General features: G+C 69.0%; 22 protein-coding genes. 9 read left to right on the forward strand and 13 right to left on the reverse strand.

Going from position 1 to position 23,337, the window contains the following annotated elements; translation table 11 throughout:
• The first annotated feature begins 55 nt into the window (after nt 1–55).
• The 6 genes from HLA95_RS20500 to HLA95_RS20525 all read left to right on the forward strand — a co-directional run bounded on the left by HLA95_RS20500 (nt 56) and on the right by HLA95_RS20525 (nt 6,077).
• Entirely contained in the window at nt 56–1,255 is a 1,200-nt protein-coding gene (locus HLA95_RS20500) for an ABC transporter ATP-binding protein (RefSeq protein WP_191058162.1), read from the forward strand.
• A complete protein-coding gene (locus HLA95_RS20505; RefSeq protein WP_191058163.1) occupies nt 1,256–2,176 on the forward strand; it encodes a carbohydrate ABC transporter permease in 921 nt (306 codons plus the stop codon).
• A 48-nt stretch (nt 2,177–2,224) separates the two neighbouring features.
• Nucleotides 2,225–3,061: a carbohydrate ABC transporter permease gene (locus HLA95_RS20510; RefSeq protein ID WP_191058164.1), complete on the forward strand. Its 837-nt coding sequence runs from the start codon at nt 2,225–2,227 to the stop codon at nt 3,059–3,061.
• 70 nt (nt 3,062–3,131) lie between these two features.
• A complete protein-coding gene (locus HLA95_RS20515) occupies nt 3,132–4,409 on the forward strand; it encodes an ABC transporter substrate-binding protein (RefSeq protein WP_191058174.1) in 1,278 nt (425 codons plus the stop codon).
• 55 nt (nt 4,410–4,464) lie between these two features.
• The gene (locus HLA95_RS20520; protein WP_191058165.1) at nt 4,465–5,295 is read left to right on the forward strand and encodes a phosphodiesterase; all 831 of its coding nucleotides are present in this window, start codon (nt 4,465–4,467) and stop codon (nt 5,293–5,295) included.
• Nucleotides 5,292–6,077: an inositol monophosphatase family protein gene (locus HLA95_RS20525; RefSeq protein WP_191058166.1), complete on the forward strand. Its 786-nt coding sequence runs from the start codon at nt 5,292–5,294 to the stop codon at nt 6,075–6,077. Before HLA95_RS20520 ends, HLA95_RS20525 begins: the two co-directional genes overlap by 4 nt.
• A 39-nt stretch (nt 6,078–6,116) precedes the next feature.
• Here the strand turns inward: HLA95_RS20525 and HLA95_RS20530 are convergent, their stop codons facing one another.
• The 8 genes from HLA95_RS20530 to HLA95_RS20565 all read right to left on the reverse strand — a co-directional run bounded on the left by HLA95_RS20530 (nt 6,117) and on the right by HLA95_RS20565 (nt 13,768).
• Nucleotides 6,117–7,190: an ABC transporter ATP-binding protein gene (locus HLA95_RS20530; RefSeq protein WP_191058167.1), complete on the reverse strand. Its 1,074-nt coding sequence runs from the start codon at nt 7,188–7,190 to the stop codon at nt 6,117–6,119.
• Nucleotides 7,190–7,978, reverse strand: a complete 789-nt coding sequence (locus tag HLA95_RS20535) for an ABC transporter permease (RefSeq protein ID WP_191058168.1) — start codon at nt 7,976–7,978, stop codon at nt 7,190–7,192. The genes HLA95_RS20530 and HLA95_RS20535 overlap by 1 nt, the downstream gene beginning before the upstream one ends.
• Nucleotides 7,975–8,964 carry an ABC transporter permease gene (locus tag HLA95_RS20540; protein WP_191058169.1) on the reverse strand — a complete coding sequence of 330 codons (990 nt, stop codon included), beginning with the start codon at nt 8,962–8,964 and terminating at the stop codon, nt 7,975–7,977. Before HLA95_RS20540 ends, HLA95_RS20535 begins: the two co-directional genes overlap by 4 nt.
• Nucleotides 8,965–9,059: 95 nt before the next feature.
• Nucleotides 9,060–10,166 carry an ABC transporter substrate-binding protein gene (locus HLA95_RS20545; protein ID WP_191058170.1) on the reverse strand — a complete coding sequence of 369 codons (1,107 nt, stop codon included), beginning with the start codon at nt 10,164–10,166 and terminating at the stop codon, nt 9,060–9,062.
• Between the two features lie 50 nt (nt 10,167–10,216).
• Complete coding sequence (locus HLA95_RS20550; protein WP_191058171.1) at nt 10,217–11,290, reverse strand: NAD/NADP-dependent octopine/nopaline dehydrogenase family protein; 1,074 nt, start codon at nt 11,288–11,290, stop codon at nt 10,217–10,219.
• Nucleotides 11,291–11,604: 314 nt separating this feature from the next.
• Nucleotides 11,605–12,186, reverse strand: a complete 582-nt coding sequence (locus HLA95_RS20555) for a peroxidase-related enzyme (RefSeq protein ID WP_191058172.1) — start codon at nt 12,184–12,186, stop codon at nt 11,605–11,607.
• The gene (locus tag HLA95_RS20560; RefSeq protein ID WP_222184351.1) at nt 12,186–12,662 is read right to left on the reverse strand and encodes a hypothetical protein; all 477 of its coding nucleotides are present in this window, start codon (nt 12,660–12,662) and stop codon (nt 12,186–12,188) included. The genes HLA95_RS20555 and HLA95_RS20560 overlap by 1 nt, the downstream gene beginning before the upstream one ends.
• The gene (locus HLA95_RS20565; RefSeq protein WP_223861778.1) at nt 12,659–13,768 is read right to left on the reverse strand and encodes a PLP-dependent cysteine synthase family protein; all 1,110 of its coding nucleotides are present in this window, start codon (nt 13,766–13,768) and stop codon (nt 12,659–12,661) included. Before HLA95_RS20565 ends, HLA95_RS20560 begins: the two co-directional genes overlap by 4 nt.
• A gap of 178 nt (nt 13,769–13,946) precedes the next feature.
• On the opposite strand from HLA95_RS20565, the gene HLA95_RS20570 reads away from it, so the two are divergent.
• The 3 genes from HLA95_RS20570 to dmeF all read left to right on the forward strand — a co-directional run bounded on the left by HLA95_RS20570 (nt 13,947) and on the right by dmeF (nt 17,403).
• Nucleotides 13,947–14,945 carry a LysR family transcriptional regulator gene (locus HLA95_RS20570; protein WP_222184353.1) on the forward strand — a complete coding sequence of 333 codons (999 nt, stop codon included), beginning with the start codon at nt 13,947–13,949 and terminating at the stop codon, nt 14,943–14,945.
• The gene (locus HLA95_RS20575) at nt 14,942–16,378 is read left to right on the forward strand and encodes an NAD(P)-binding domain-containing protein (RefSeq protein ID WP_191060290.1); all 1,437 of its coding nucleotides are present in this window, start codon (nt 14,942–14,944) and stop codon (nt 16,376–16,378) included. The genes HLA95_RS20570 and HLA95_RS20575 overlap by 4 nt, the downstream gene beginning before the upstream one ends.
• 74 nt (nt 16,379–16,452) lie before the next feature.
• The gene (dmeF, locus tag HLA95_RS20580; RefSeq protein WP_191060291.1) at nt 16,453–17,403 is read left to right on the forward strand and encodes a CDF family Co(II)/Ni(II) efflux transporter DmeF; all 951 of its coding nucleotides are present in this window, start codon (nt 16,453–16,455) and stop codon (nt 17,401–17,403) included.
• A gap of 55 nt (nt 17,404–17,458) precedes the next feature.
• Here the strand turns inward: dmeF and HLA95_RS20585 are convergent, their stop codons facing one another.
• The 5 genes from HLA95_RS20585 to HLA95_RS20605 all read right to left on the reverse strand — a co-directional run bounded on the left by HLA95_RS20585 (nt 17,459) and on the right by HLA95_RS20605 (nt 23,318).
• Nucleotides 17,459–19,078 carry a GMC family oxidoreductase gene (locus tag HLA95_RS20585; RefSeq protein WP_191060292.1) on the reverse strand — a complete coding sequence of 540 codons (1,620 nt, stop codon included), beginning with the start codon at nt 19,076–19,078 and terminating at the stop codon, nt 17,459–17,461.
• Nucleotides 19,079–19,380: 302 nt separating this feature from the next.
• Nucleotides 19,381–20,277 (reverse strand): RNA polymerase factor sigma-32, encoded by an 897-nt coding sequence (locus HLA95_RS20590; protein WP_191060293.1) that lies wholly within the window; start codon nt 20,275–20,277, stop codon nt 19,381–19,383.
• Nucleotides 20,278–20,341: 64 nt separating this feature from the next.
• Complete coding sequence (gene lpxK / locus HLA95_RS20595) at nt 20,342–21,322, reverse strand: tetraacyldisaccharide 4'-kinase (RefSeq protein ID WP_222184355.1); 981 nt, start codon at nt 21,320–21,322, stop codon at nt 20,342–20,344.
• Complete coding sequence (locus HLA95_RS20600) at nt 21,319–22,584, reverse strand: 3-deoxy-D-manno-octulosonic acid transferase (RefSeq protein WP_222184357.1); 1,266 nt, start codon at nt 22,582–22,584, stop codon at nt 21,319–21,321. The genes lpxK and HLA95_RS20600 overlap by 4 nt, the downstream gene beginning before the upstream one ends.
• On the reverse strand, nt 22,584–23,318 hold the full coding sequence (locus HLA95_RS20605) for a lysophospholipid acyltransferase family protein (RefSeq protein ID WP_191061221.1): 735 nt from the start codon (nt 23,316–23,318) through the stop codon (nt 22,584–22,586). Before HLA95_RS20605 ends, HLA95_RS20600 begins: the two co-directional genes overlap by 1 nt.
• Nucleotides 23,319–23,337 lie beyond the last annotated feature (19 nt).

Consider the following 23,337-nt stretch of genomic DNA (forward strand, 5'->3'; position numbering starts at 1 on the left):
CCAGCAGGATCCGGCAGTATCCTGCAAGAACCAGTACCGGGGAGGTCTCATCTGCATGGCGCAGGTCGAGTTGCAGGGCATTACCAAGTCGTTCGGCGCCACGCGCGTCCTGAAGGACGTGAACCTGTCGATCGAGGACGGGGAGTTCCTGACCCTGGTGGGGCCGTCCGGCTGCGGCAAGACCACGCTGATCCGGATCATCGCGGGCCTGGAGCAGCAGACCAGTGGCAGCATCCGCATCGACGGCGCCTCCATCGACCATCTGCGCCCGCATGAGCGGCGGATCGCCATGGTCTTCCAGTCCTATGCGCTCTACCCGCACATGACCGCCTACGGGAACATGGCGCTGCCGCTGACCATGGCGCGGCTGCACCTGTACGAGCGGATCCCGCTCCTGCGCCTGCTGTCGCCGCGGCGCCGCTCGGTCATGAAGCAGATCGACGCCGAGGTGCAGGCGGTCGCCAACCAGCTGAAGATCGGACCGCTCCTGCAGCGCCGCCCGGCCCAGCTCTCCGGCGGCCAGCGCCAGCGCGTGGCACTCGGCCGGGCCATGGTCCGGGACCCTGCGGCCTTCCTGATGGACGAGCCGCTCTCCAATCTCGACGCGGAGCTCCGCGTCCACATGCGCACCGAGCTCGCCGAGCTGCACCAGCGGATCGGCGCCACCTTCATCTACGTGACCCACGACCAGGTCGAGGCGATGTCGATGTCGGACCGCATCGCGATGATGGATGGCGGCCAGGTGGCGCAGCTCGGCACGCCTTCGGAACTCTATGAGCGGCCAGCCAGCATCCGCGTCGCCCAGTTCATCGGCAGCCCGGCGATCAACATCCTGCCGGGCCAGGTCGGGCCGGACGGGGCGGTCGAGCTGCTGGGCCGAAAGCTGCCGATCTCGACGCGTCTGCCGCCAGGCTCGGCGGTCTCCATCGGCATCCGGCCCGAGGCGATCCGGGTGACCGGCGGCGGCGACCCTGCCGCCGAAGTGTCCCTCCATGCCCATCTGCGGCGCCGGGAGCTGCTCGGGCCGGAGCAGATCCTGCACTTCCACCTGGACCGCCTCGAGTCGGCCACGGTGATCGTGCGTCTTGCCGGAGCGCAGGCCCCGGTGGCCGTGGACGGTGCGGCCGAGCTCGGCTTCGATCCCGGCGCCTGCCATGTGTTCGACGCCGAGGGGAACCGGGTCGAAGTCTCCCGGGCGGAGAGCCGGGCCGTGCCGCCGCAAGCGGCGCTCGTCCAGGTGGGAAGGGCAGGGTAGATGGCCAGCGCTGTCGCTATCTCCGCACCGCGGCCGACGTCCCGACGGCAGGTGCTCATCGAGAAGCTGATCGGCTGCGGCTTCGTCTTCCCGGTCTGCGTCCTGCTGCTGCTGCTCAACATCGTGCCGTTGGGCGTGCTGGCCCTGCTGAGCTTCACCGACTACCAGATGGGGGCCGTCGACTTCGGCTTTGTCGGGCTCGACAATTTCGCCAAGGCGCTGGGCGACCCGGTGTTCCGCCGCGCCGTCACCAACACCCTGATCTATGTAGCGATCGTGCTGCCCGGGTCGGTGGTGCTGGGCCTGTTCGCGGCCGTCCTGATCCACGGGCGGCTGGGCTCGCGCCCGTTCTACGAGATCGTCTATTTCCTGCCGATCACCACGACCATCGTGGCGATGGCGGCGGTCTGGCAGATCGTGCTGCATCCGGGGCTGGGGCCGGTCAACGCCGTGCTGCAGCGCCTGGGCTTCGAGCCGGTGATGTTCCTGAGCGACCCGGCTTTCGCCCTGCCGACGCTGGCGGTGATCGGCATCTGGCAGCTCGTCGGCTTCAACATGATCCTGTTCCTGGCCGGCCTCTCGGCGATCCCGCGGGACCTGTACGAGGCGGCCGAGATCGACGGCTGCGGCAGCCCGGTCGACCGGTTCCTGACCGTCACCTGGCCGCTGCTCGGCCCCACGACCATGTTCGTGATCGTCACCAGCTCGATCACCTCCTTCAAGGTCTTCGACACGGTCGTCGCCATGACCAAGGGTGGGCCCATGGGTTCGACCGAGGTGCTGCTCTACGCGATCTACCTGGAAGGCTTCCAGTATTTCAATTCGTCCTACGCGTCGGTCCTGACGCTGATCTTCCTGGTGTTCATCCTGATCTTCGCGGTCATCCAGACCTTCGTCCTCGACAAGCGGGTGCATTACTGAGATGCCGGGCCCGACATCGCAACTTCAGGGAGCCGGGAAAGGCCAGCCATGAGCGCTCCAGTACGCCGCTTCGTCACCCTGTTCCTGGTCCACGCTGCCCTGCTGGTCGGTGCCGCCTTCATCCTCCTGCCGTTCGTCTGGATGCTGGCCACCTCGATCAAGCCGCCGGAGGAATTGTTCACCGCACAGCTGCAGATCCTGCCCGACCGCTTCTATGGCGTGGAGAACTATCGCTTCGCGCTGGAGAACGCGCCGCTGCTGCGCTTTGCGCTGAACGGCGTGATCGTCTGCGGCGGGATCCTGGTGGTGCAGCTCCTGACCTCGATCCCGTGCGCCTATGCGCTGGCCAAGCTGCGCTTTCCCGGCCGCAACCTCCTCATGACCCTGGTCCTGCTCGGCCTGTGCATCCCGGTCCAGGTGCCGGCCCTGCCGATCTATATCGGTCTCGCCTATACCGGCCTGCTCAACACCTATTTCTCGATGATGCTGCCGTTCTTCCTGTCGGTATTCGCCATCTTCCTGTTCCGCCAGTTCTTCCGCAGCTTCCCGGATGACATCATCCATGCCGCGCGGCTGGACGGGATGAGCGAGTTCGAGATCGTCTGGCGGATCGTGACGCCCAGCGCCTGGCCGGCGATCGCCGCCTTCTCGGTGTTCTCGATCGTGGCCCACTGGAATGACCTGTACTGGCCGCTCATCGTGATCAGCGACATCGAGCTGGCGACCCCGCCGCTGGGCATGCTGTTCTTCGCCAATGCGGAGAGCGGCACCAATTACGGCGCGCTCATGGCCGCGGCCACGATCCTGACGGCACCCTTGGTGATCGCGTTCCTGTTCGCGCGGCGCCGCTTCATCCAGGGCATCACCATGACCGGCGTGAAGTGACGCGGAGTCGTCGAGTTGTAACAATGACACCGCATGAGCGGTGCGCGCAAAGGGGGGAGTCCTCATGTCGATGAGATCTTGGACGTCGTTGGCCTCGGTGGCCGTCATCGCCGGAATGCTGGGCCTGCCGGGCGGTGCCGCCCGGGCGGAGGTCACGCTGGAAGTGCTCTATGCCTTCCCGTCGTTTGCCCGCTTCCACGAGCCGATCGCCCAGAAGTTCCAGGAGCAGCACCCGGACATCAAGATCGAGTTCCGCGCCCCGGTGCCCGACTATGACGAGGGCCACCAGCTGATGCTGCGCCAGGCGATCACCAACCAGCTGCCGGACATCTACTATTCCGGCTTCCATCTCCTGCGCGAGCTCGCGGAGACACTGGAAAAGCGCGACCAGATCATCGACCTGGGCCCGCTGTTCGAGGCCGAGCCGGCGGAGTGGCGGGCGGAGAACTATTCGGAGACGCTGCTCGCCCTCGGCAAGGTCAACGGCAAGCAGTACGGCGTGCCGTTCAACGCGTCCTCGCCGATCATGTACTACAACCGGGACCTGGTGAAGGCGGCCGGCGGCGATCCGGACAACATGCCGTCCACCTGGGACGAGCTGCTGGACCTGGCCAAGCGCATCAACGACCTGGAAGGCGACGTCACCGGCATCTCCTACGACGTCCAGGGCTGGCCGGATCCGTGGCTGTGGGAAGCGATGATCCTGCAGCAGGGCGGCCGCATGGTCGACGAGAACAACAAGGTCGCGTTCGGCGGCGAGGAAGGGATGCGCGCGCTGCAGATCTTCCGGCGGCTGGTGGACGACGGGGGCATGATGCTCATCGAGCGTGAGCAGTCCCGCCAGCTCTTCCAGGCCGGCAAGATCGGCATGTATTTCGACTCGCCGGCACTGATGCGCCAGATGACCGACATGAGCGAGGGCAAGTTCGCGCTGGGCTCGACGACCTTCCCCCTGGACAACAAGGAAGAAGGCGGCGTGCCGACCGGCGGCAACCTCGCCGTCATCCTGAGCCAGGACGAGGCCGAGCAGAAGGCGGCCTGGGAGTTCATCAAGTTCGCGACCGGGCCTGAGGCGCAGACGCTGGTGGTCGAGCTGAGCGGCTACATGCCGACCAACAAGGGCGCCCTCGGCCCGGACTATCTGGGCCCGTTCTACGAGGCCAACCCGAACTTCAAGACCATCGCGGAGCAGATGGACCGCTCCCGGCCGTTCGGCGGCCATCGCGGCAACGCCGTGCGGCTGTGGCGCGCCCAGCGCGACATCATCAACAACTACATGCGCGGCAACCTGACCCCGGAGGATGCGCTCCAGCAGCTCGTCACCGAGACCCAGGCAGTCATCGACTGAACGCCGCCAAAGACCAGCCACGCATGACCGTATCGACCGGACGGATGCCTTTTGCATGATCATCGCCCAGCTCACCGACCTCCATGCCCGGCCGAGAGGCGAGCTGTCCTATGGCGGCCTCGACACCGCGGCGAGGCTGCGCCGCGCGGTCGACATGCTCCTGGCATCCGATCCGGCGCCGGACTGCGTGCTGGTCACCGGCGACCTCACCGACCACGGCCTGCCGGAAGAGTATGAGCAGGTGGCCGAGCATCTCGGCCGCCTGCCCATGCCGGTCTTCGTCCTGCCCGGCAACCACGACCGCCGCGAGATGCTGCGCGAGTGCCTGTGCGGGCGGTACGGCTATCTCCGGAACTCCGGGGACTTCCTGCACTATGTGGTGGAGGAGTTCCCGGTCCGGCTCATCGGCCTGGACACCGTGGCCGACGGCGAGGACGGGGGCGAGCTCTGCCCTGCGCGCGAGGCCTGGCTGGGGGAGCGCCTGCGTGAAGGCGACGGCCGGCCCACGCTGATCTTCATGCATCATCCGCCGTTCCTGACCGGCATCACCGGCATGGATTCGATCATGTGCCGGACCAGCCCGGGCCTGGCCGAGCTGATCCGGCGCCATCCCGAGATCGAGCGGGTGGTGGCCGGGCATTATCATCGCCCGATCACGGTCCGCTGGGCGGGCACGGTCGGGTTCGTGACGCCGGGCCTGGGGCTGCCGGTAGCGCTGAACCTGAACCCCGGTGCACCCACCCGCTTCAACGAGGAGCCGCCGGCCTACGCGATCCACGCCTGGCAGCCGGAGACGGGGATGGTCAGCCATCTCGTCCCGATCGGCGAGTTCGGGTCCGCCCGCGAGTATCCCCCGGCCGGCGAGCCATCCGGAGCACATTCATGAGCCTGTCCGCCACCGAGCTCCTGCAGCGGGCGGAGCCGGTCGCCCGGCGCGCGGCCGAGACGCTTGTCGCCATGCAGGGGTCGAGCCTGGATGTCAGCCGCAAGGAGCGGCGCGACGTCGTTACCGCGGCGGATCTGGCCGCGGAGCGCATCGTCGTGGACGGGCTGCGCGAGATTTCTCCGGACGCGACGATCATGTCGGAGGAGATGGGGACCATCGATGGCCAGAGCGGCACCTGGATCATCGACCCGCTGGACGGCACGATCAACTATGCCGCGGGCCTGCCCTGGTTCTCGGTGACCATGGCGTTCCAAACGGACGAGCGGACCCGGGTCGGCCTCCTCCATGCGCCCACGGCCGGCATCATCGCCCGTTACGCCGAGGGCGGCATCGCCACCGTCAACGGCGCGCCGGCACAGGTTTCTCCGGTACACCAGCTCGCTGATGCGGTGATCTCGGTCGTCCTCACGTCGAGCTTCAGCCCGGAGGAGGTGGCGCGGTCGGTGGAGATCGTCCGGCGCCTCGGCGATACCGCGCGCGGTGTGCGCGTCATCTGCTCGGCCGGCCTGGAGCTGACGCTGGTGGCGGCCGGCCAGCTGGACGGGGTCGTGTCGATCAAGTCCGACATCGTCTCCTACGCGGCCGCCATCCCGCTCGTACGGGCCGCCGGCGGCCGGGTGACGACGCTGGGCAATCGCGACGTGCTGGATGCCGACCTCGAGAAGGTCGCGACCAACGGCCTGATCCACGACGAGCTGCTGGACTGCCTGCGCGGCTGCTGAGGCGGCAGCCGCTTCGGACCGTCCGCTCAGGAGTCGGGTTCAGGCCTGCAGGATCGCCAGACGGGCCGGGTCCCATGATGCCCAGACCGTGTCGCCGGTGAGCGCCTCGATGGCGGCAGGGTCGGCGGATGCCTTCAGCCGGACGTCGCCGTCCTGGGCCTCCAGGTCGAGGTCGATCCGGCTGCCCTTGAAGACGCGGCGCGCGATCCGCATCCGCAGCGCGTTCGCTTGGTCAGGCCGCTCGGTCGAGAGCCGGATGCTTTCCGGCCGGAGCGCCGCCTCGACGCTGGTGCGGCCATCCGGCGACCCGGCGGCGCGCAGGAGGATGCCGTTCCAGTCCAGCACGGCCAGCCCATCCTCGCTGCCCCGGACCTGGCAGGCGAACAGGTTGGTCTCGCCGATGAAGTCGGCGACGAACCGGCTGCGCGGCTGGTGGTAGAGTTCCTCCGGCGTGCCGTCCTGCTCGATGCGCCCGGCATTCATCACGATGATCCGGTCGGACATGGTCAGCGCCTCTTCCTGGTCGTGGGTGACGAACAGGAAGGTCTTGCCGGTGCGCTGCTGCAGCGCCTTCAGCTCGATCTGGACCTGGCCGCGCAGCTTGGCGTCGAGGGCACCCAGCGGCTCGTCGAGCAGGAGCAGCTTGGGCTCGCGGGCAAGGGCCCTGGCCAGCGCCACGCGCTGGCGCTGGCCACCGGAGAGCTGGTCCGGCATCCGGTCGCGGAAGCTGCCGAGCTGGACCAGCTCCAGAAGCTCGCTGACCCGCGCGTCGATCGCGCCGCGGCCATGGCCCTGCAGCTCCAGGCCGAAGGCGATGTTGCCGGCGACGGTCATGTGCGGGAACAGGGCATAGTCCTGAAAGACCATGTTCACGTCGCGCCGGTTGGGCGGCAGGCGGGTGACGTCCTCCCCGGCCAAGAGGATGCGGCCCTCGTCCGGCGTCTCGAAGCCGCCCAGCATGCGCAGCGTGGTGGACTTACCGCAGCCCGACGGCCCCAGCAGGGTGACGAACTCACCCTGGGCGATGTCCAGATGGAGGCGGCCGACCGCCACGTTCTTGCCAAAGCGCTTGGTGACGTCGGTGAAGCGCGCGATGGTGCTCTGGCGGTGCATCAGCTTCTGGTTCCCTTGAGCCGGCGGGTGCCGCGTTCCGCCCACAGGCCGAGTGCTGCGGTCACGACCAGGACCACGGTGGAGATGGCGTTGATGGCGGGCGACATGCCCGAGCGCAGCTCGGCGAAGATCAGCACCGGCAGGGTCGGCTGATAGCCGCCCAGGAAGAAGGCGCGCACGAAGTCGTCGAAGCTGAGCAGCATGCAGAAGATCGATGCTCCCAGGAGGGAGGGGAACAGGAAGGGCAGGGTGACCCGCAGGAACGCCACCAGGCTGTCGGCCCCCAGGTCCCGCGCGGCCTCGACCTGGCTGCGCGGTATGGCGCCCAGGCGCGAGAGCACCATCAGCGCCACGAACGGCACGTTGTGGATGGTGAGGCCCAGGATGATGGCGCCGGTGCCGGGATCGAGGCCGATGGCGCGGATGAAGATCCGCATGGAGATGGCCGAGATCACGCCCGGGATGACCGCGGGCAGGCACATCACGGCGAACACCAGCGCCCGGCCCCAGAATCTGGCCGGGCCCAGGAACACCGCGCACCAGGTCCCGATGACCAGCGAGAGCGCGGTGGACGCGATCGAGATCAGCAGGGTGTAGCCGAACGCCTGGAGGACGGCGGTGTCCTGGAAGACCTGGACGTACCAGCGCGTCGTCCAGGCATTGATCGGGAAGCCGATGAAGTTGCTGTCCTTGAAGCCCATGACCACCATCAGGGCCAGCGGCAGGAACAGGTAGACGATGAACGCCCAGTAGAAGGTGGTGAGCGCGATCTGGCTGGGGCGCATCATCCGAGCAGGCTCCCGCGGCGCCGGCCGAGCAGCCGGAGGAACAGGCCGACCGTGACCAGCGAGGCCAGCAGCATGATGGTGGAGAAGGCGGCACCCTCCGGCCATTTGTCGCCGGCCACGTGGAAGAAGCCGGCGATCGTCTCGGCGAACACGGTGGTGCTGGGCCCGCCCAGCAGGACGGGCGTGGCGTAGTAGCCGGTCGAGATCAGGAAGACGAGCACGCAGCCCGACGCGATCCCGTCCTTGGACAAGGGCAGGGTGACCCTACGAAAGCGCGTCCAGGATCCGGCGCCCAGATCAGCGGCGGCTTCCAGATAGTTGCGCGGGATCTTCTCAAGCGAGGCGTAGAGCGGCAGCAGCATGTAGAGCGAGGTCAGGTAGACCAGGCCCATGCCCAGCGAGAAGCCGGTATACATGAACGGGATCGGCCGGCTGGTCAGGCCCAGGCCCATCAGCACGATGTTGAGGAAGCCGCGATTGCCTAGGAGGATCATGATCGCATAGGTGCGCACGATCTCGCCGACCCAGAAGGGCACCAGCAGCAGCAGGAGGAACAGCATCTGCCGGCTGGGACGGAGCTTCTTCGCCAGGAAATAGGCGATCGGATACATCAGCGAGAGCGTCAGCAGCGTGTAGCAGGTCGAGTAGACGAAGGTCCGCACGAACGGGGTGATGTAGTTCGGCGCCTGGAAGAACAGCAGGTAGTTCTCCAGCGTCACATCGGGGACGCGGCCCGCGGTGGGCGGGTAGGAGTCCAGGAAGCTGATCCGGATCATGGTCAGGATCGGCCCGAGATGGGTCCCGAACATCCAGATCAGGGCGGGCACGGCCAGGAGCCAGAACCGGCGGCGGTCCGAGGACAGCAGCAGGTCGCTGGCCCGCTGATAGGCCGGATTGCCGGTCAGGCGCGTCCAGAAGCCGCGGGTGCCGTCCTGGGGCCGGATGAGGGCAGCGTCGTTCCCGGTACGCTCGCTGGTCGTGGCCATGGGCCGTCCTTGCTGAGGGAAAAGGCCTGCCCGTCGCTAGGACGGGCAGGCCGGTGCGGCCGATCCTTTAGCGCCGGCCCGGCGCCGAGTGAACGTCAGGCGGCCTTGATTTCTTCGACCGCGGGGTCGACCAGGCTGTATTTCAGCTGGTCGGCCTCGGTGTTGAAGAAGGTCAGGCGCGACAGTTCCTCCTGGCTCAGCGAGGAGGCGCGGCGCTCGAGGTCGTTCAGGCCGTCGGCGGCACCGTCGATGGTCGAAAGGTAGCCGGACGAGCGGGTCATCGCGGTGCCGACCTCGGGCGAGCCGAGGATCGCGTTCAGGAGCTGGTAGGCGTTGTCGGCGTTCGGCGCGTTCTTGGCGATGTTGAAGTTGTAGACGAAGCCGTAGCTGCCGGGCTTCGGGATGGTCAGCGCCACCGGGAAGCCGTCCATGATCAGCTTGGAGATCGGGCCGGACCAGGCCTGGGCCAGCACGATGTCCTGGTTGATGAACATCTGCTGAACTTCTGCGCCACCGTCGTAGAACTTGCGGACCTGGCTCTTGTGCTTGATCAGGAAGTCGCGCGCCTCGGCGACCACCGCCTTGGCCTTCTCCGGGTCGTCCTTGTACTCGACCATGTTCCCGTCATAGCCGAGATAGAGCATGGTCACGGACATGAAGTCCTGGATGATGTAGGCGGTCTGACCCTCGTACTTGGGGTCGAACATCACGTCCCAGCTTTCCGCCTCCTCGGGCGTCACCACCTCGGTGTTGTAGGCCAGGCCCTCCGCGCCGGCCAGGATCGGCACGCCCCACTTCTGGCCGTCGATCAGGATCCAGTCGCTGTCACGATAGACCGGATTGATGATGTTCCAGTTGCTCAGCCGGTCGGTGTCGATCGCCTCCAGGAGGCCGGAGGTGATGAACTGGCTGAAGCGGTGCCCGGCGATCGTCAGGATGTCGACGCTGGGGTTGGGCTGCTCGGCGGTGAGCAGGTTGAACGCCTTGCCCTGGTCGTCGACCAGGCGGATCTGGATCCGGATCCCGGTGTCGTTCTCGAACTTCGCCTTGAAGTCGTCCGGGATGAAGTTCGCATAGGTCCAGACGTTGACCACCTTCTCCTGGGCGCGGGCGCTGCGGATGATGTTGGGCATCGCGAGCGCGCCGGCCGCGAGCCCGGCACTCTTCAGGATCGTCCGGCGAGGGGTCAGGAGCTTCTGCATGACCGCGTTTCCTTCCAGAAAATGACGCACTGAAAACCGAAGGCGAGGGATCAGGCGGCCGAGCCTTCCCGGCACAGCCGCACCAGCTCGTCGATCCCGCGGCCTTCCACGCCGCTGACCGGCAGGAGGTCGTTGTCCGCGGTGAAGTCGCGGCCATAGGCGCCGGACAGGAGGGTGATGCCGGCCTCGTGCAGCTTCGCCGGCCGGCCGACCAGCCGTCCGAGCAGGGCGGTCGGCACCAGCCCGAACGGGACGTCCTCCAGCACGTAGCGGCTCTGCGCGGTGGTGGGGCCGAAGCCGCCGCGCCCTTCGGCATGCATCTGCTGGTTCATCTCGGAGATGCTGGCGACCGGCACGTGGAAGGAAAGATGGAAATGCTCGAAGATGGTGCGCACCGACAGGCCCAGCACTTGAGCGATCGCCAGACGCTCCAGGTCGAGCTGCTCCAGGAGGCGGCCCACCAGCGGCGTGACGTTCTCGCCCTGGCCCCAGGTCTCGCCGCGCTCCATCCGGGTCAGGTTGAACATCGCGATCCCCAGGTGGTTCTGGGGATTGAGATTGCTCAGCGCGATCGCCAGCAGCCCGTCGCGCAGGACGAACCGGTCGCCGAACAGCGTGGTGCACAGGGCCCGGCTCTGCTCGCCATGCGCGGCTGGCAAGGTGGCGAAGTCGACCTTGGCGCGGACCGTGTTGACCGTCACCGTGTCGTCCTGCGGCTGGCGGCCGGTGACGACCGTGGTGCCCCAGACGATGATCGGCAGGCGGACGCCGCGATCGGCCAGCAGCCGGTCCAGGTAGAGTGCGCCGAACGAGGCGTGCGAGGAGAAGATCACGGTCTGGTCGGCCCGCAGATGCGGTGCGGCCGCCTCGATCACGGCGCGATGGCCGTTGGCGGGCAGGGCCACGATCGCGACCTCGGCGCCGTCCAGGACGTCCGCGCAGCTCTTCGCGACCCCGACCTCGAACCGGCCTTCCAGGGCACCCTTGGCGATCAGCGGGCCATTCTCCAGTGCTTGGCCACGCTGCCCCGACGGCGACCAGAGGCGCACGCCGTGGCCATGGCTGCGGAGCAGGGCAGCGGTCCCATAGGCGATCGCTCCTGCGCCGAGAATAGCCACCTGCATGAAACGAACCTCGATGTCTGATGGGCGCTGGGGCGGCCGGCTTCCGGCCGAGGGGCCGGTCAGGCCGTCCTGACGAAAATCGTAACGCTGGTGCGACAAGTCGTCAACAAGAGGGCAGCGGGCACGGGATGCCTGCCTGAAAACGTCGACTTGAACCGGTGCGCAGGAAATGCTTCCCTCCTGGCAAAGTCAGGAGGGTCGCGTGCATCGGTACTTGTCGGGATCTGGATCGGGCTGAACTACTGCTGCCGCCTATTCTGTCCCATCTCCACGAGCATCTGCCCTGCCGGCCACCGCATGGCCTCCAGCACCCCTCAGTCCGACCCGGCGACCGGCTCGCCCAGCGTGTGCATCAGCCGGTTGGCCCAGCCGAAGATCGCGATGGCCAGCACCAGGTCGAGGATCTCCAGTTCGCTCAGGCCAGCCGCGCGCAGCCGCTCGACATCGGCGGCACCCGCCTCTGGCGGGCAGCGCGAGAGCTTCACGGCGAAGTCGTAGATGGCCTGCTCGCGGGCCGGCAGGCGGGCATCTGCGCCAGCGCGGAACACCTCCTCCACCAGCTCCGTCGACTTGGTCAACTGGTTGTAGCGGCTGGCATGGACGGCCGCGCAGTAGATGCAGCGGTTGACCACCGAGGCGCCGATGGCGCCCAGCTCGCGCTCGGCCCGCGACAGGCCGCCAGCGCCATACATGATGGCATTGAACAGGGGCGTGCGGTGGGTCAGCGATTCGGGATCGTGCGCCAGCACCAGCACATAGTCCGACACCTTGGTGTTGGACGGCGTGACCTTCAGCGCGTCCCGCTGCTCCTCGGTCGCCTGGGCCGGGTCGACCGGGGTGACATAGGGGCGCCAGACCGGGATCTTTGCGGTGAACGCGTGGACGACCTCGCTCATCATGCATTCCTCAGCAGTCGGAGGCCCATCAGCAGCCGTGCCTGGTAGGCGAGAAACGCGCAGAGCTCGGCCAGGCGCACGATGTCCGGCTCGGTGACATCGGCGGCCTTGAGCCCCTCGATGTCGTCTCGGGTCGCCCCCCGGGGTTCGACGGTCAGCAGGTCGGCATGGCGCAGGATCGCGGCCAGGCGGGTATCCTCGGGCATGGTTCCAGGTACGGCGAACGTGGCGAAGCTCACGCCGCCCGGGCAGGCTTCGAGCCTGGCCCGGTAGTGTGCCATCAGTTCCTCGTCCTGGACGGCGGCCGCGGCACGCAGTGCGATCGCGGCGCGCAGGCCGTGGGGCAGGCCGCCCGGCTCGCGCGGCGTCAGCACGGCCGTGCCGCTGGCTTCCGTCAGTTCCATGATGGTGCGGCGCTGGTCGAGCAGCGTGGCCAGGCCGGCATCGGCGCCGAGCAGGTTCTCGATGGTGGTCATGCGATCGGGTCCGAAATGGGGCGGCTGATGCTGCCGGTGGCGTGCCGGGCGTCGACCGGTTCATGCGTGAAGGCGCCGCCGTCAAGGAAGCGCTCGATGATGGCCTCGAAGCCGGACGTGTCGATGGAGCGTTCGGTCAGCCAGTCCTGGCAGTAATAGGTCTTGCTGTAGCGCTCGCCGGCATCGCAGATCAGCGAGACGAGCGAGCCGGTCCGGCCCTGCTGCCGCATCTGGGATGCCTTCCAGCACAGGGCGAAGAAGTTGGTGCCGGTGGAGCCGCCGACCCGGCGGCCGAGCCGGCGCGAGAGCACCCGCATCGCACCCAAGGACGCGGCGTCCGGCACCTTGACCATCTCGTCCACCACCTCGGGGATGAAGGACGGCTCGACCCGCGGCCGGCCGATGCCCTCGATCGTGGAGGGGCACCGGCAGGTGGCCGCCGCATCCCCTGAGCGATAGCCGTCGAAGAAGGCGGAGAACTCGGGATCGGCGCAGAGCAGGCGAGTGGGGTGGCGCTTGAGGCCGATATAGCGGCCGATGGTGGCGGTGGTGCCGCCGGTGCCGGCGCTCATCACGATCCAGGCCGGGACCGGGTACGGCTCCAGCCGCATCTGCCCGAAGATCGATTCGGCGATGTTGTTGTTGCCGCGCCAGTCGGTGGCGCGCTCCGCGAAGGTGAACTGGTCGAGATAGTGGCCGCCCAGGCGCCGGGCCAAGGCAGCGGCCTCATCATAGATGGACGCCGAGCCGCACACGAAATGGCAGATGCCGCCATGATGCTCGATCGCCGCGATCTTGTCGCAGGAGGTCGTCTGCGGGACCACTGCATAGAACGGCACGCCGATCATGCGGGCAAAATAGGCTTCGGACACCGCGGTCGAGCCGGAAGAAGCCTCGACCACCGGGCGGCCGGGACGGATCTTGCGGTTGCACAGGCCGTAGAGGAACAGCGAGCGGGCGAGCCGGTGCTTGAGGCTGCCGGTCGGATGGGTCGACTCGTCCTTCAGGTACAGGTCGATGCCGGCAAGCTTGGTCTCGAGCCGGAGCAGGTGGGTATCGGCCGAGCGCCGCTGGTCGGCGTCGATCAGCGCCACCGCCCGGTCCATCCAGGCGCGCTCGTCCCGGCCGACCTCGCTGGCGCCCGCCAGCCACGGCTCCTGACCCACCAGCGCCGCATCGTCCGCCGCTATCGCGGCGACACCCGCCGTCATCGCGGACCTCCTCACACCCGACCCGGCCATCTTCATGCTTGATCGGCATAATGCAACAGCATTAATTCAAAACATGCATTCTCCAGCGGTCGATCCAGGGCAGCTCGAAGCGTTCGTCGCGGTGATGTCGGCGGGCAGCATCACCGCTGCCGCGCGGCTGCTGCAGCGTTCCCAGCCGGCCGTGACCCGGGCGATTCAGGAACTGGAGGCCTCGCTAGGCCTCGCCCTGTTCAGCCGCAACGGCCCGCGGATCGCGCCCACCGAGTTCGGCGTCCGGTTCCATGAGGAGGCCGAGCGGATGCTGTTCGGCCTGCGCCATCTGCACGAGCGGGCACAGGCGATCGCTGCGGGCATGCCCCGGGCGATCGAGATCGCGGCGATCCCGGCCCTGGCCGCCGGGCTGGTGCCCCTGGCGCTGGCGCGCCTGGATCCGGCCCTGCTGCCCGCTCAGGTCCATCTCCAGGCGGCATCCGCCGAGCAGGTGGTCCGCGCCATCCTGTCGCGCAGCGCCGATCTGGGGCTGGCGAGCCTGCCGGTCGATCATCCGGGCGTCGAGGTGCGCTGGTGCGGGCGTGTACCCTGCGTGGCGGCACTCGCCGCGGACGATCCGCTCGCGGCCAGGCCGCAAGTCGCGATCCGGGACCTTGCCGGGCGCCGGCTGGTCTCGATGGCCAATCCCTACCGGCTGCGCCGCCGGATCGACCAGGCGCTCGCCGCATCGGGCACGGTGCCCGCCGCCGTCACCGCCACCAATGCCAGTTCCACCGCCCTGGCGCTGATCCGGGCGGGCGGCGGGATCGGGATCGTCGAGCCGGTCACCGCATTGGGCGCACCCCTGGACGGCGTGGTGATCCGCCCGCTGGACGTCGAGATCCCGTTCCTGTGGGGCGTGGTGCTGCCGCTCGGCCGGCCGGCGGCGCCGGCGGTCGAGCATCTGGTGACAGCGCTGGCAACGGCCGCGGCAGCGCTGCTGCCGGGCTTTCGCCAGGGAACTTCGGACGAGCTTGCCGGAGAGCCCGGCCGACTGGAATCGGGCGGGCCAAAGACCCGCGACAAGGATGACGGGCAATGACCATCGAAGCGGCACCTCCCTCTGGCCTGGCGGCGCTGGAGGCGAGGCTGCGCCAGGACCTCGCCTGGCTGGAGCTGCCGGCCAAGCCCTGGGTGCCGCCCAGGACCCATGACGGGCAGCCCGTGCTGGACGTGGCGGTCATCGGCGGGGGCATGTGCGGCCTTGCCGCCACCGCCATGCTCAAGCGGCTGGGCATCGCCAACGTCACCATCCTCGACCGGGCACCGGCCGGAGGGGAGGGTCCCTGGGTCACCTTCGCCCGGATGGAGACGCTGCGCTCGCCCAAGCAGCTCACTGGCCCGGCCCTGGGCCTGCCGGCGCTCACCTTCCGCGCCTGGTACGAGAGCCAGTTCGGCCGGGCCGCCTGGGACGCCCTCGGCAAGATCCCGCGCACCCAGTGGATGGAGTACCTGGTCTGGTACCGCCGGGTGCTGGATCTGCCGGTCGAGAACGGCGTCGAGGTACGCTCGATCCGCACTGCCGGGGACGAGCTGTTCGCGCTGACCCTGGAGCGGGACGGGCATGGCCGGACCGCCTATGCCCGCCATGTCGTGCTGGCGACCGGCCGCGACGGGCTGGGCGGCCCTTATGTCCCGGAGATGATCGCACGACTCGACCGGCGGTTCTGGGCCCATTCCGCCGATCCGATCGACTTTGCGGCCCTGGCCGGCAAGGCGGTGGGCGTGGTGGGCGCCGGCGCCTCGGCGATCGACAATGCCGCGGCCGCACTGGAGGCCGGTGCCGGGCGTGTCCATGTCTTCGTCCGCCGCGCCGACCTGCCGCGGATCAACAAGTTCACCGGCATCGGCAGCCCCGGCGTGGTGCACGGCTTCGCCGGCCTCCCGGACGCGTGGAAGGCGAAGTTCCTGGACCACGTCCTGACCACCCAGACCCCGCCGCCGCGCGACAGCGTGCTGCGGGTGTCCCGCCACCCCAACGCGTTCTTCCATCTGGCGAGCCCGCTGGAGGACGTGACGGCCGAGGACGGCCGCCTCCGGGTGCGGACACCCAGGGCCAGCTATGAGCTGGACTTCCTGATCGCCGGCACCGGGTTCATGCTCGATCTGGAGCGGCGGCCGGAGCTGGCGGAGTTCGCCCCGCACATCCGGCTGTGGCGCGACCGGTTCGACGGCCCCGGCATGCATCATGCCGAGCTCGCCTTCTCGCCGGACCTGGGCCCCGTCTTCGAGTTCCAGGAGAAGGTGCCGGGCAGTGCGCCTGCCCTGGCGCGCCTGCACTGCTTCAACTATCCGGCCACGATGAGCCACGGCAAGCTGAGCGGTGACATCCCGGCGGTCAGCGAAGGGGCGGACCGGCTGGCCAGGGGCATCGCCCGCGCCCTGTTCGTGGCCGACCGGGAGCGCCATTTTGCGAACCTGATCGCATTCGACACGCCGGAACTGCTGGGCGACGAGTGGGTGGACGCGAGCTGAAGCCCTGGCGGCCTGCTCCAGCCATGGCTGTCCGGGGAACTGCACGATCGCGGACCGTTCTTGGGGTGGGGGCCATGCACACGAACTCGGTCGAGGGCTGGCGGCACGGCCATGTGTTCCTTGGTGCGGACCATGCCCGCAACGAGCGCCGCACCTGGGCGGTGGTGGCACTGACCGCAGCCATGATGGTCGCGGAGATCCTGGCCGGCTGGGCGTTCGGCTCGATGGCGCTGCTGGCCGACGGCTTCCACATGGCGACCCATGCCGGCGCCCTCGGGATCGCGGCGCTGGCCTATCTCTATGCCCGCCGCCATGCCGAGGACCGGCGCTTCACCTTCGGCACCGGCAAGCTCGGTGATCTCGCCGGCTTCGCCAGCGCGCTCATCCTGGCGGTAGTCGCACTGCTGGTCGCGGTGGAATCGGCCATCCGGCTGGCTTCGCCCGTGCCGATCCGGTTCGAGGAAGCCATCCTCGTGGCGGTGCTCGGGCTGGTGGTCAACCTGGTGAGCGCCTGGCTGCTGCACCGGCCGGGCGACCACCCCTCTGTCGATCACGGCCACGGCCACGCGCATGATCACGGGCACGGGCACGGCCATCATCACGACCACAACCTGCGCGCCGCCTACCTCCATGTGCTGACCGACGCGCTCACCTCGGTTCTGGCGATTGCCGCCCTGCTCGCCGGACGGTTCTACGGCTGGTTCTGGATGGACCCGCTCATGGGCATCGTCGGCAGCGTCGTGATCGCCCGCTGGTCCTGGGGCCTCATGCGTGATGCCGGCGCGGTCCTGCTCGACATGATGCCGGACGAGGCGCTGGCCCAGCGGATCACTTCAGCCCTGGAGCAGGGCGACGACCGGGTCACCGACCTGCATCTTTGGCGGGTGGGGCCAGGGCACATGGCGGCGATTGTGGCGCTGGTCTCCGACCAGCCGCAGCCACCCGCCCACTACAAGGCGAAGGTGGCGCATCTTCGGCAGCTCTCCCACGTCACGGTCGAGGTGCAGCCCTGCGATCATCGCTGAACGGCCGTACCGGAGGCATGATGTCATCCGGGACGGCCGGGGCATCCTCGCCCCTTCAGCGGCCCATGATGAAGTCCGAGCAGCGGTCGCCCAGCATCATCGCCGGGGCGTTGGTGTTGCCGGCGTTGATGTTCGGCACCGCGGACAGGTCGCACACCCGCAGGCCGTCCACGCCCCGGACCCGCATCTTGGCGTCCAGCACCGCCATCGGGTCGCCGTCGGCGCCCATCCTGCAGGTTCCGGCCGGGTGGTAGTTGGTCTTCACGAAGCGCCGGCAATGGCGGCGCAGGGCCTCGTCGTCCGGTTCCGCGGTATCGGGCAGGGCGATGCGCTCGATCCGCTCGGCCACCGGGCTGGTGCGGAACACCCGCAGGAAGAAGCGCTGGCCCGCCATCATCTCCGCCATGTCCTGCTCGTCCTTCAGCAGGTTCGGCGACACCAGCGGCATGGCCGCAGGATCGGCGGAGCGCAGGCGGACCGTGCCGCGTGACTTCGGCTTCACCACCACCGTGGTGATGGTCAGGCCGTACGTGTCCTGCATGGTGTTGCGGGTGTCGCGGTCCAGATACACGATCGGCACGCAGAAGGCCTGGATGGTCGGCGGTGCGTCCGGATCGGCCGGATTGACGAAGGCACCGGCCTCCACGCCGGCCGAGGTGACCGGGCCAGTGCCGAACAGCTTGAACTGCAGGCCGTTGCGCAGCATCCGCCAGCCGACCCCTTCCTTGAAGTAGCCGTAGCGGCCGTTCGCGACTGCGGTCATCGGCACTTCCGGATGGTCGATCAGGTTCTCGCCCACGCCCGGCAGGTCGACCTGGCAGGCGATGCCGTGCTCCCGCAACTGGTCGGCCGGCCCGATGCCCGAGAGCATCAGGAGCTTCGGGCTCACCAGCGACCCGGCGGACAGCACCACCTCGCCCCGGGCATGGGCGACCCGCTCCTCGCCCTTGTGCCGGTAGGCCACGCCCACCGCCCGGCCGTTCTCCACGATGATCCGGGTCACCTCGGCGTTCAGCCGGACCGTCAGGCGGGGATCGCCCTCGAGCGGTGCCAGGAAGGCATAGGCGGCACTGCTGCGCCGGCCGCTGCGGTTCATGAACTGGTAGAGGCCGACCCCGTACTGGCTCTCGCCGTTGAAGTCGTGGTTGTAGGGCACGCCCAGGGCCTGGACCGACTGGAGAAACCAGCGCGAGAAGTCGTTGACGTGGCCGGGGTCGGAGACGAGCAGCGGACCGTCCGCGCCATGGCGCGCGTCATGGAGGCGGTTGTTGCCCTCCATGCCGCGGAAGTGGCGCAGCACCGCCTGCCAGCTCCAGTCCGCGCCATCGTTGTTGCCGCGCAGGAGATCGTGCCATTCGTCATAGTCGGAGGGCCGGCCGCGGATATAGACCTGCGCGTTCACCGAGGAGCCGCCGCCCAGCACGTTGGCCTGCGGGATGTCGTGCGCGCGGCCGTCCAGGTGCTCCTGCGGCACCGTGGTATGGTAGCGCATGTATTTGCTGCCGTTGATCATCTTGAAGATGCCAGGCGGCATGTCGAGCAGCGGGTGACGATGGGAATGGCCGGCTTCCAGCAGGAGCACCCGATGGTTGCCGACTGCCGCCAGCTTGGCCGCAGCCACGCAGCCGGACGATCCGCCGCCTGCCACGATGAAGTCGAACTCTTCGCGCGCCATTGCACTCCCCAGCAGAAAGGCCGCGGCGGTTCCGTGAAATCGGCGAGGATTTGGTGGATCGTCGTTGCCGGCCGCGCCCTATGGCCGCCAGATAGCGGCTGACAGGTCCGGCCGCCAACTGCCGAAACGACGGCACGAGGCCGGGCCGGATCATGCTTTCCGAGGTGACGTCAGAGGGGCACTGACCGCGGCGGCCGCCAGCCGGTGCCGCGGGCTGCGGCGGGATGGGCAGGGTCGTCAGAAGCACCGCGAGCGGCGCCCGCCAGGGACGCCGCTCGCTGGAAAAACGTCGTTAGGCAGGATCAGGCGAAGGCACCCACCAGGATCGCCTCGTCGGCCGGGTCCTTGACCCGCTGGAGCAGCGCGTTCTTCAGCTTCTGCAGGGCGCGGTGCTCGATCTGCCGGACCCGCTCCTTGCTGATGCCGAGCTTGCGGCCGAGCTCCTCCAGGGTCGAGCCTTCCTCGCGCAGGCGCCGCTCGCGGATGATGATCTGCTCGCGCTCCGACAGGGTCGCCAGGGAGCTGGCGATCCAGTGGGTGCGGGTGCGGCTGTCATGGCCGTCGGCCAGTGCCTCCTCCGGGTTGGGCCGCTCGTCGGCGATGAAGTCCTGGCCGACGCTCTCGCCTTCGAGGCCCACCGGCGCGTTCAGCGACTGGTCCGCGGCCGAGAGCCGGTGCTCCATGGCGATCACGTCGGCGATGCCGACATCCAGCTCCTGGGCGATCGCCGCCCGGTCGTCGTCGTCCATCTGCTGCTTGCGCCCGCCATCGATGCGGGCGCGCAGCCGGCGCAGGTTGAAGAACAGCGACTTCTGCGCGGCCGTGGTGCCGGTGCGCACGATCGACCAGTTGCGCAGCACGAAGTCCTGCATGGCCGAGCGGATCCACCAGGCGGCATAGGTCGAGAAGCGGACATCCCGCTCCGGCTCGAAACGGGCGGCGGCCTGCATCAGTCCGACCATGCCCTCCTGCACCAGATCGGGCATGGGCAGGCCGTAGTTGCGGTAGCGGCCGGCGGTCGCCACGACGAGCCGTAAATACGAAGTCACGAGTTCGTGAAGTGCGGCCTGGTCATTGTTTTCACGCCAGCGCCGCGCCAATTCCAGCTCGTGTTCCCGAGCGAGCATCGGGGCAGCCATGGCACCCTGTACGAAGCGGCGGTCCGCGCGCTGCGCCGACATGGTGTCGATCATACTCATCCTGCTGCCTCCGCGAGAGCTCGGGTCCTGAAGGCGACTGCCGCACCTCGACCCGGGTGGCGCGTCAGCGCGTCGACACAGGTGCGATCAATCCTCTCAACAAGCCGCGAACCATCTCCCGGTTCCGCCAACAAATTGTAACGGGCATCGTAACGATGCCCCGTCGCTGCCCGGGCGGCAGGCGGACCAGATCCTTCTCGGTGGTGACCAGCGTGGCGCCCGATCGTCCGGCCGCATCGTGCAGCCCGTGGAGCTCCGCTTCGGTAAACGGGTGGTGGTCGGGGAAAGCCCGGGTGCCGACGAGATGGAGGCCCGCAACGGTCAGGCTCTCGAAGAACTTGGCCGGCCGGCCGATCCCGGCGAAGGCCAGGAGCGGCCGCCCCTTCAGCTCCGCCAGTGCTTCTTGGGGATGGTGCAACTCGGCCGCCAGCACGGGCAGGCTGGACTGTTCGCCGAGAAGCTGGCGGTCGGGGCCGATCATCACCAGCGCCTCCGCCCGCAGGACGGCATCGGCAAAGCGCTCGCGCAACGGTCCGGCCGGGAAAACCCGGCCGTTGCCGATCCCGGCCGGCCCGTCCACCACCAGCCAGGAGGCGGACTTGGCCAGGCCGGCATTCTGGAACCCGTCATCCATCAGGATGAACCCGGCACCGGCCGCGACCGCGGCACGGGCGCTGGCAAGGCGGTCCTGCCCCACCCAGACCACGGCGTCGCGGGCGAGCAGCAACGGCTCGTCGCCCACGGCGGCGGCATCGTGGGAGGCCGGATCGACCCGGGTGGTGCTGCGCACCCGGCCCCCATAGCCGCGGGTCACGACATGGGGTGCGAGGTTGAACTCCTCGGCCAGGATGCGCGCCAGCGAGCGCACGACCGGGGTCTTGCCGCTGCCGCCCAGCGTGGCGTTGCCGATGCATAAGACCGGCACGTCCAGCCGCGTGCCTGGCCGGGAGGCGCGGTGGGTGACGATCCGGCCATACAGGCTGCCGAGCGGGGTCAGCAATGCAGCGAGCGGGCCGCCTTCGGTCCAGAACGCCGGCGGCTTCATGGGGGCGTCGGCAGCACCGGGGCCAGGGCGGCGAGCATGCGTTCCAGCACCCCGGCACGCTCCTCGGCGAACCGGCAGGCGGCCCGGCCGATCGTGTGCACCCGGCCAGGATCGGCCAGCAGCCGGCCGACCTGCTCGGCCAGCGCCGCCTCGCTGTCGACCTGGAGCGCCGCGCCGCCCGCGATCATGCCCCGGGCGATCTCGTCGAAGTTCCAGACATGCGGGCCCAGCAGCACGGCACAGCCGAGCCTCGCCGGCTCCAGCGGGTTCTGCCCGCCATGGCGCACCAGCGAGCCGCCGACGAACACGAGCGGGCAGGCGCGATAGAACAGGCCGAGCTCGCCCAGCGTGTCCGCGACATAGACGGCGCCGGCCTGCGGCGGCTGGCCTGCCGAACGCTGCGCCACCGGCAGCCCGGCACTCGTGAGGCTCTGGGTGATCGCCTGGCCCCGGTCGGGATGGCGGGGCACCACGACCGTGACGAGGTCGGGAAAGCTGCCCTGGAGTGCCCGATGCACCTGGCCGGCCGCCAGTTCCTCGCCGTCATGGGTGCTGGCGGCAAGCCAGGCCGGCCGCCCGGCCAGCGCGCTGCGCAGCGCCCCCAGCTCGCCCTCGTCCGCGGGCAGCGGCGGCGCCGCATATTTCAGATTGCCGGGCGTCACCACCCGGCCGGCCCCCAGGGCTGCCAGACGGCCGGCATCGGCCTGGCTCTGCGCCAGCACCAGCCGGAACGAGCCCAGCAGTGCCGCGATCGAGCTGCCGGCCAGTCGCCAGCGCCGGAACGACCGCTCGGACATCCGGGCGTTCACCAGCACGGTCGGCACGGCGCGGCGGGCGAGCGTGGCCAGGATGTTCGGCCAGATCTCGCTCTCGACCATCATCGCCAGGTCCGGGCGCCAGCGGTCCAGGAACCGCTCGACCACGTCGGGCAGGTCGACCGGGGCGAAGCGGTGGAGCACGCCGTCCGGCAGCCTTTTTGCCATCAGGGCTGCCGAGGTCACCGTGCCGGTGGTGACGAGAAAGCGCAGGTCCGGGCGCTGCTGGATCAGCCCGTCCAGCAGCGGCAGGATGGAAAGCGATTCGCCCACGCTCGCGGCATGCAGCCAGACCAGCCGGCCGGCCGGGCGCGGCGTGGCGTCGATCGCCAGCCGCTCGGGCCAGCGCTCCGGGTGCTCCTTGCCGCGCCGCCGCCGGCGCTGCAGATGGAGGCGGACCAGCGGGGCCGCCAGCCGGGTGGTGAGGCGCCAGACGTCCAGCAGCATCAGGCGGGCGCGGGATCGCCCGTGGCAGGCCTGGGTGCCGGCGGGGTGGGCGCCCGTCCACAGCGCCGGTCGGCCTCGTCCATGAGCGTGTTCAGCGCGTCCTCGAACTGCTGTTCCAGCCGGAGGATCTCGTCCCGGTCCGCATCCTTCGGTACGCGAATCGGCGCGCCCATGAGCAGCACGCCCCTGGTCCAGGGGGTCGGGATCAGCATCCGGTCCCAGGTATTCAACTGCTTTCCCCAGCGACACGAACCCGCCGTGGGTATTACCGGGCAGCCGCTGTGCTTGGCCAGCAGCATGATGCCGCCCTGGACCCGCTGGCGCGGGCCCTTGCCGCCATCCACGGCGACCGCGATGCTGTTGCCGTCCTTCACGCGCCGGCGGATCTCCCGGAACGCGTCGGCGCCGCCGCTGCGGCTGGAACCCATGATCGCCTTCACCCCGATCAGGTCCAGCGCGGAAGCCATCATGGCACCGTCACGATGCGGGCTGCTCAGCGAGTAGGCGGGCGTGCGCGGATCCTTGCCCACGGCACGCAGTACGCCCCGCCAGAGCAGCGGCATGAACATGAGGCGGCCGTGCCAGTAGCCGGCCAGCACGCCCTCGTCGCTCGCCATGATCCTATGCGTCTCGGGATGGGCCTCGAACTCCATCCGGGTGGTCCGGTCCAGGAACTCGATGGTCCCGGCGATCGCCCGGGCCGTGCGCTGCTGCCAGACCGGATCGCGGCTCATCCGCTTGAGCATGCCCATG

The organism is Geminicoccus harenae, assembly GCF_019800005.1.
In the GTDB taxonomy this organism is placed as follows: Bacteria; Pseudomonadota; Alphaproteobacteria; order Geminicoccales; family Geminicoccaceae; genus Geminicoccus; species Geminicoccus harenae.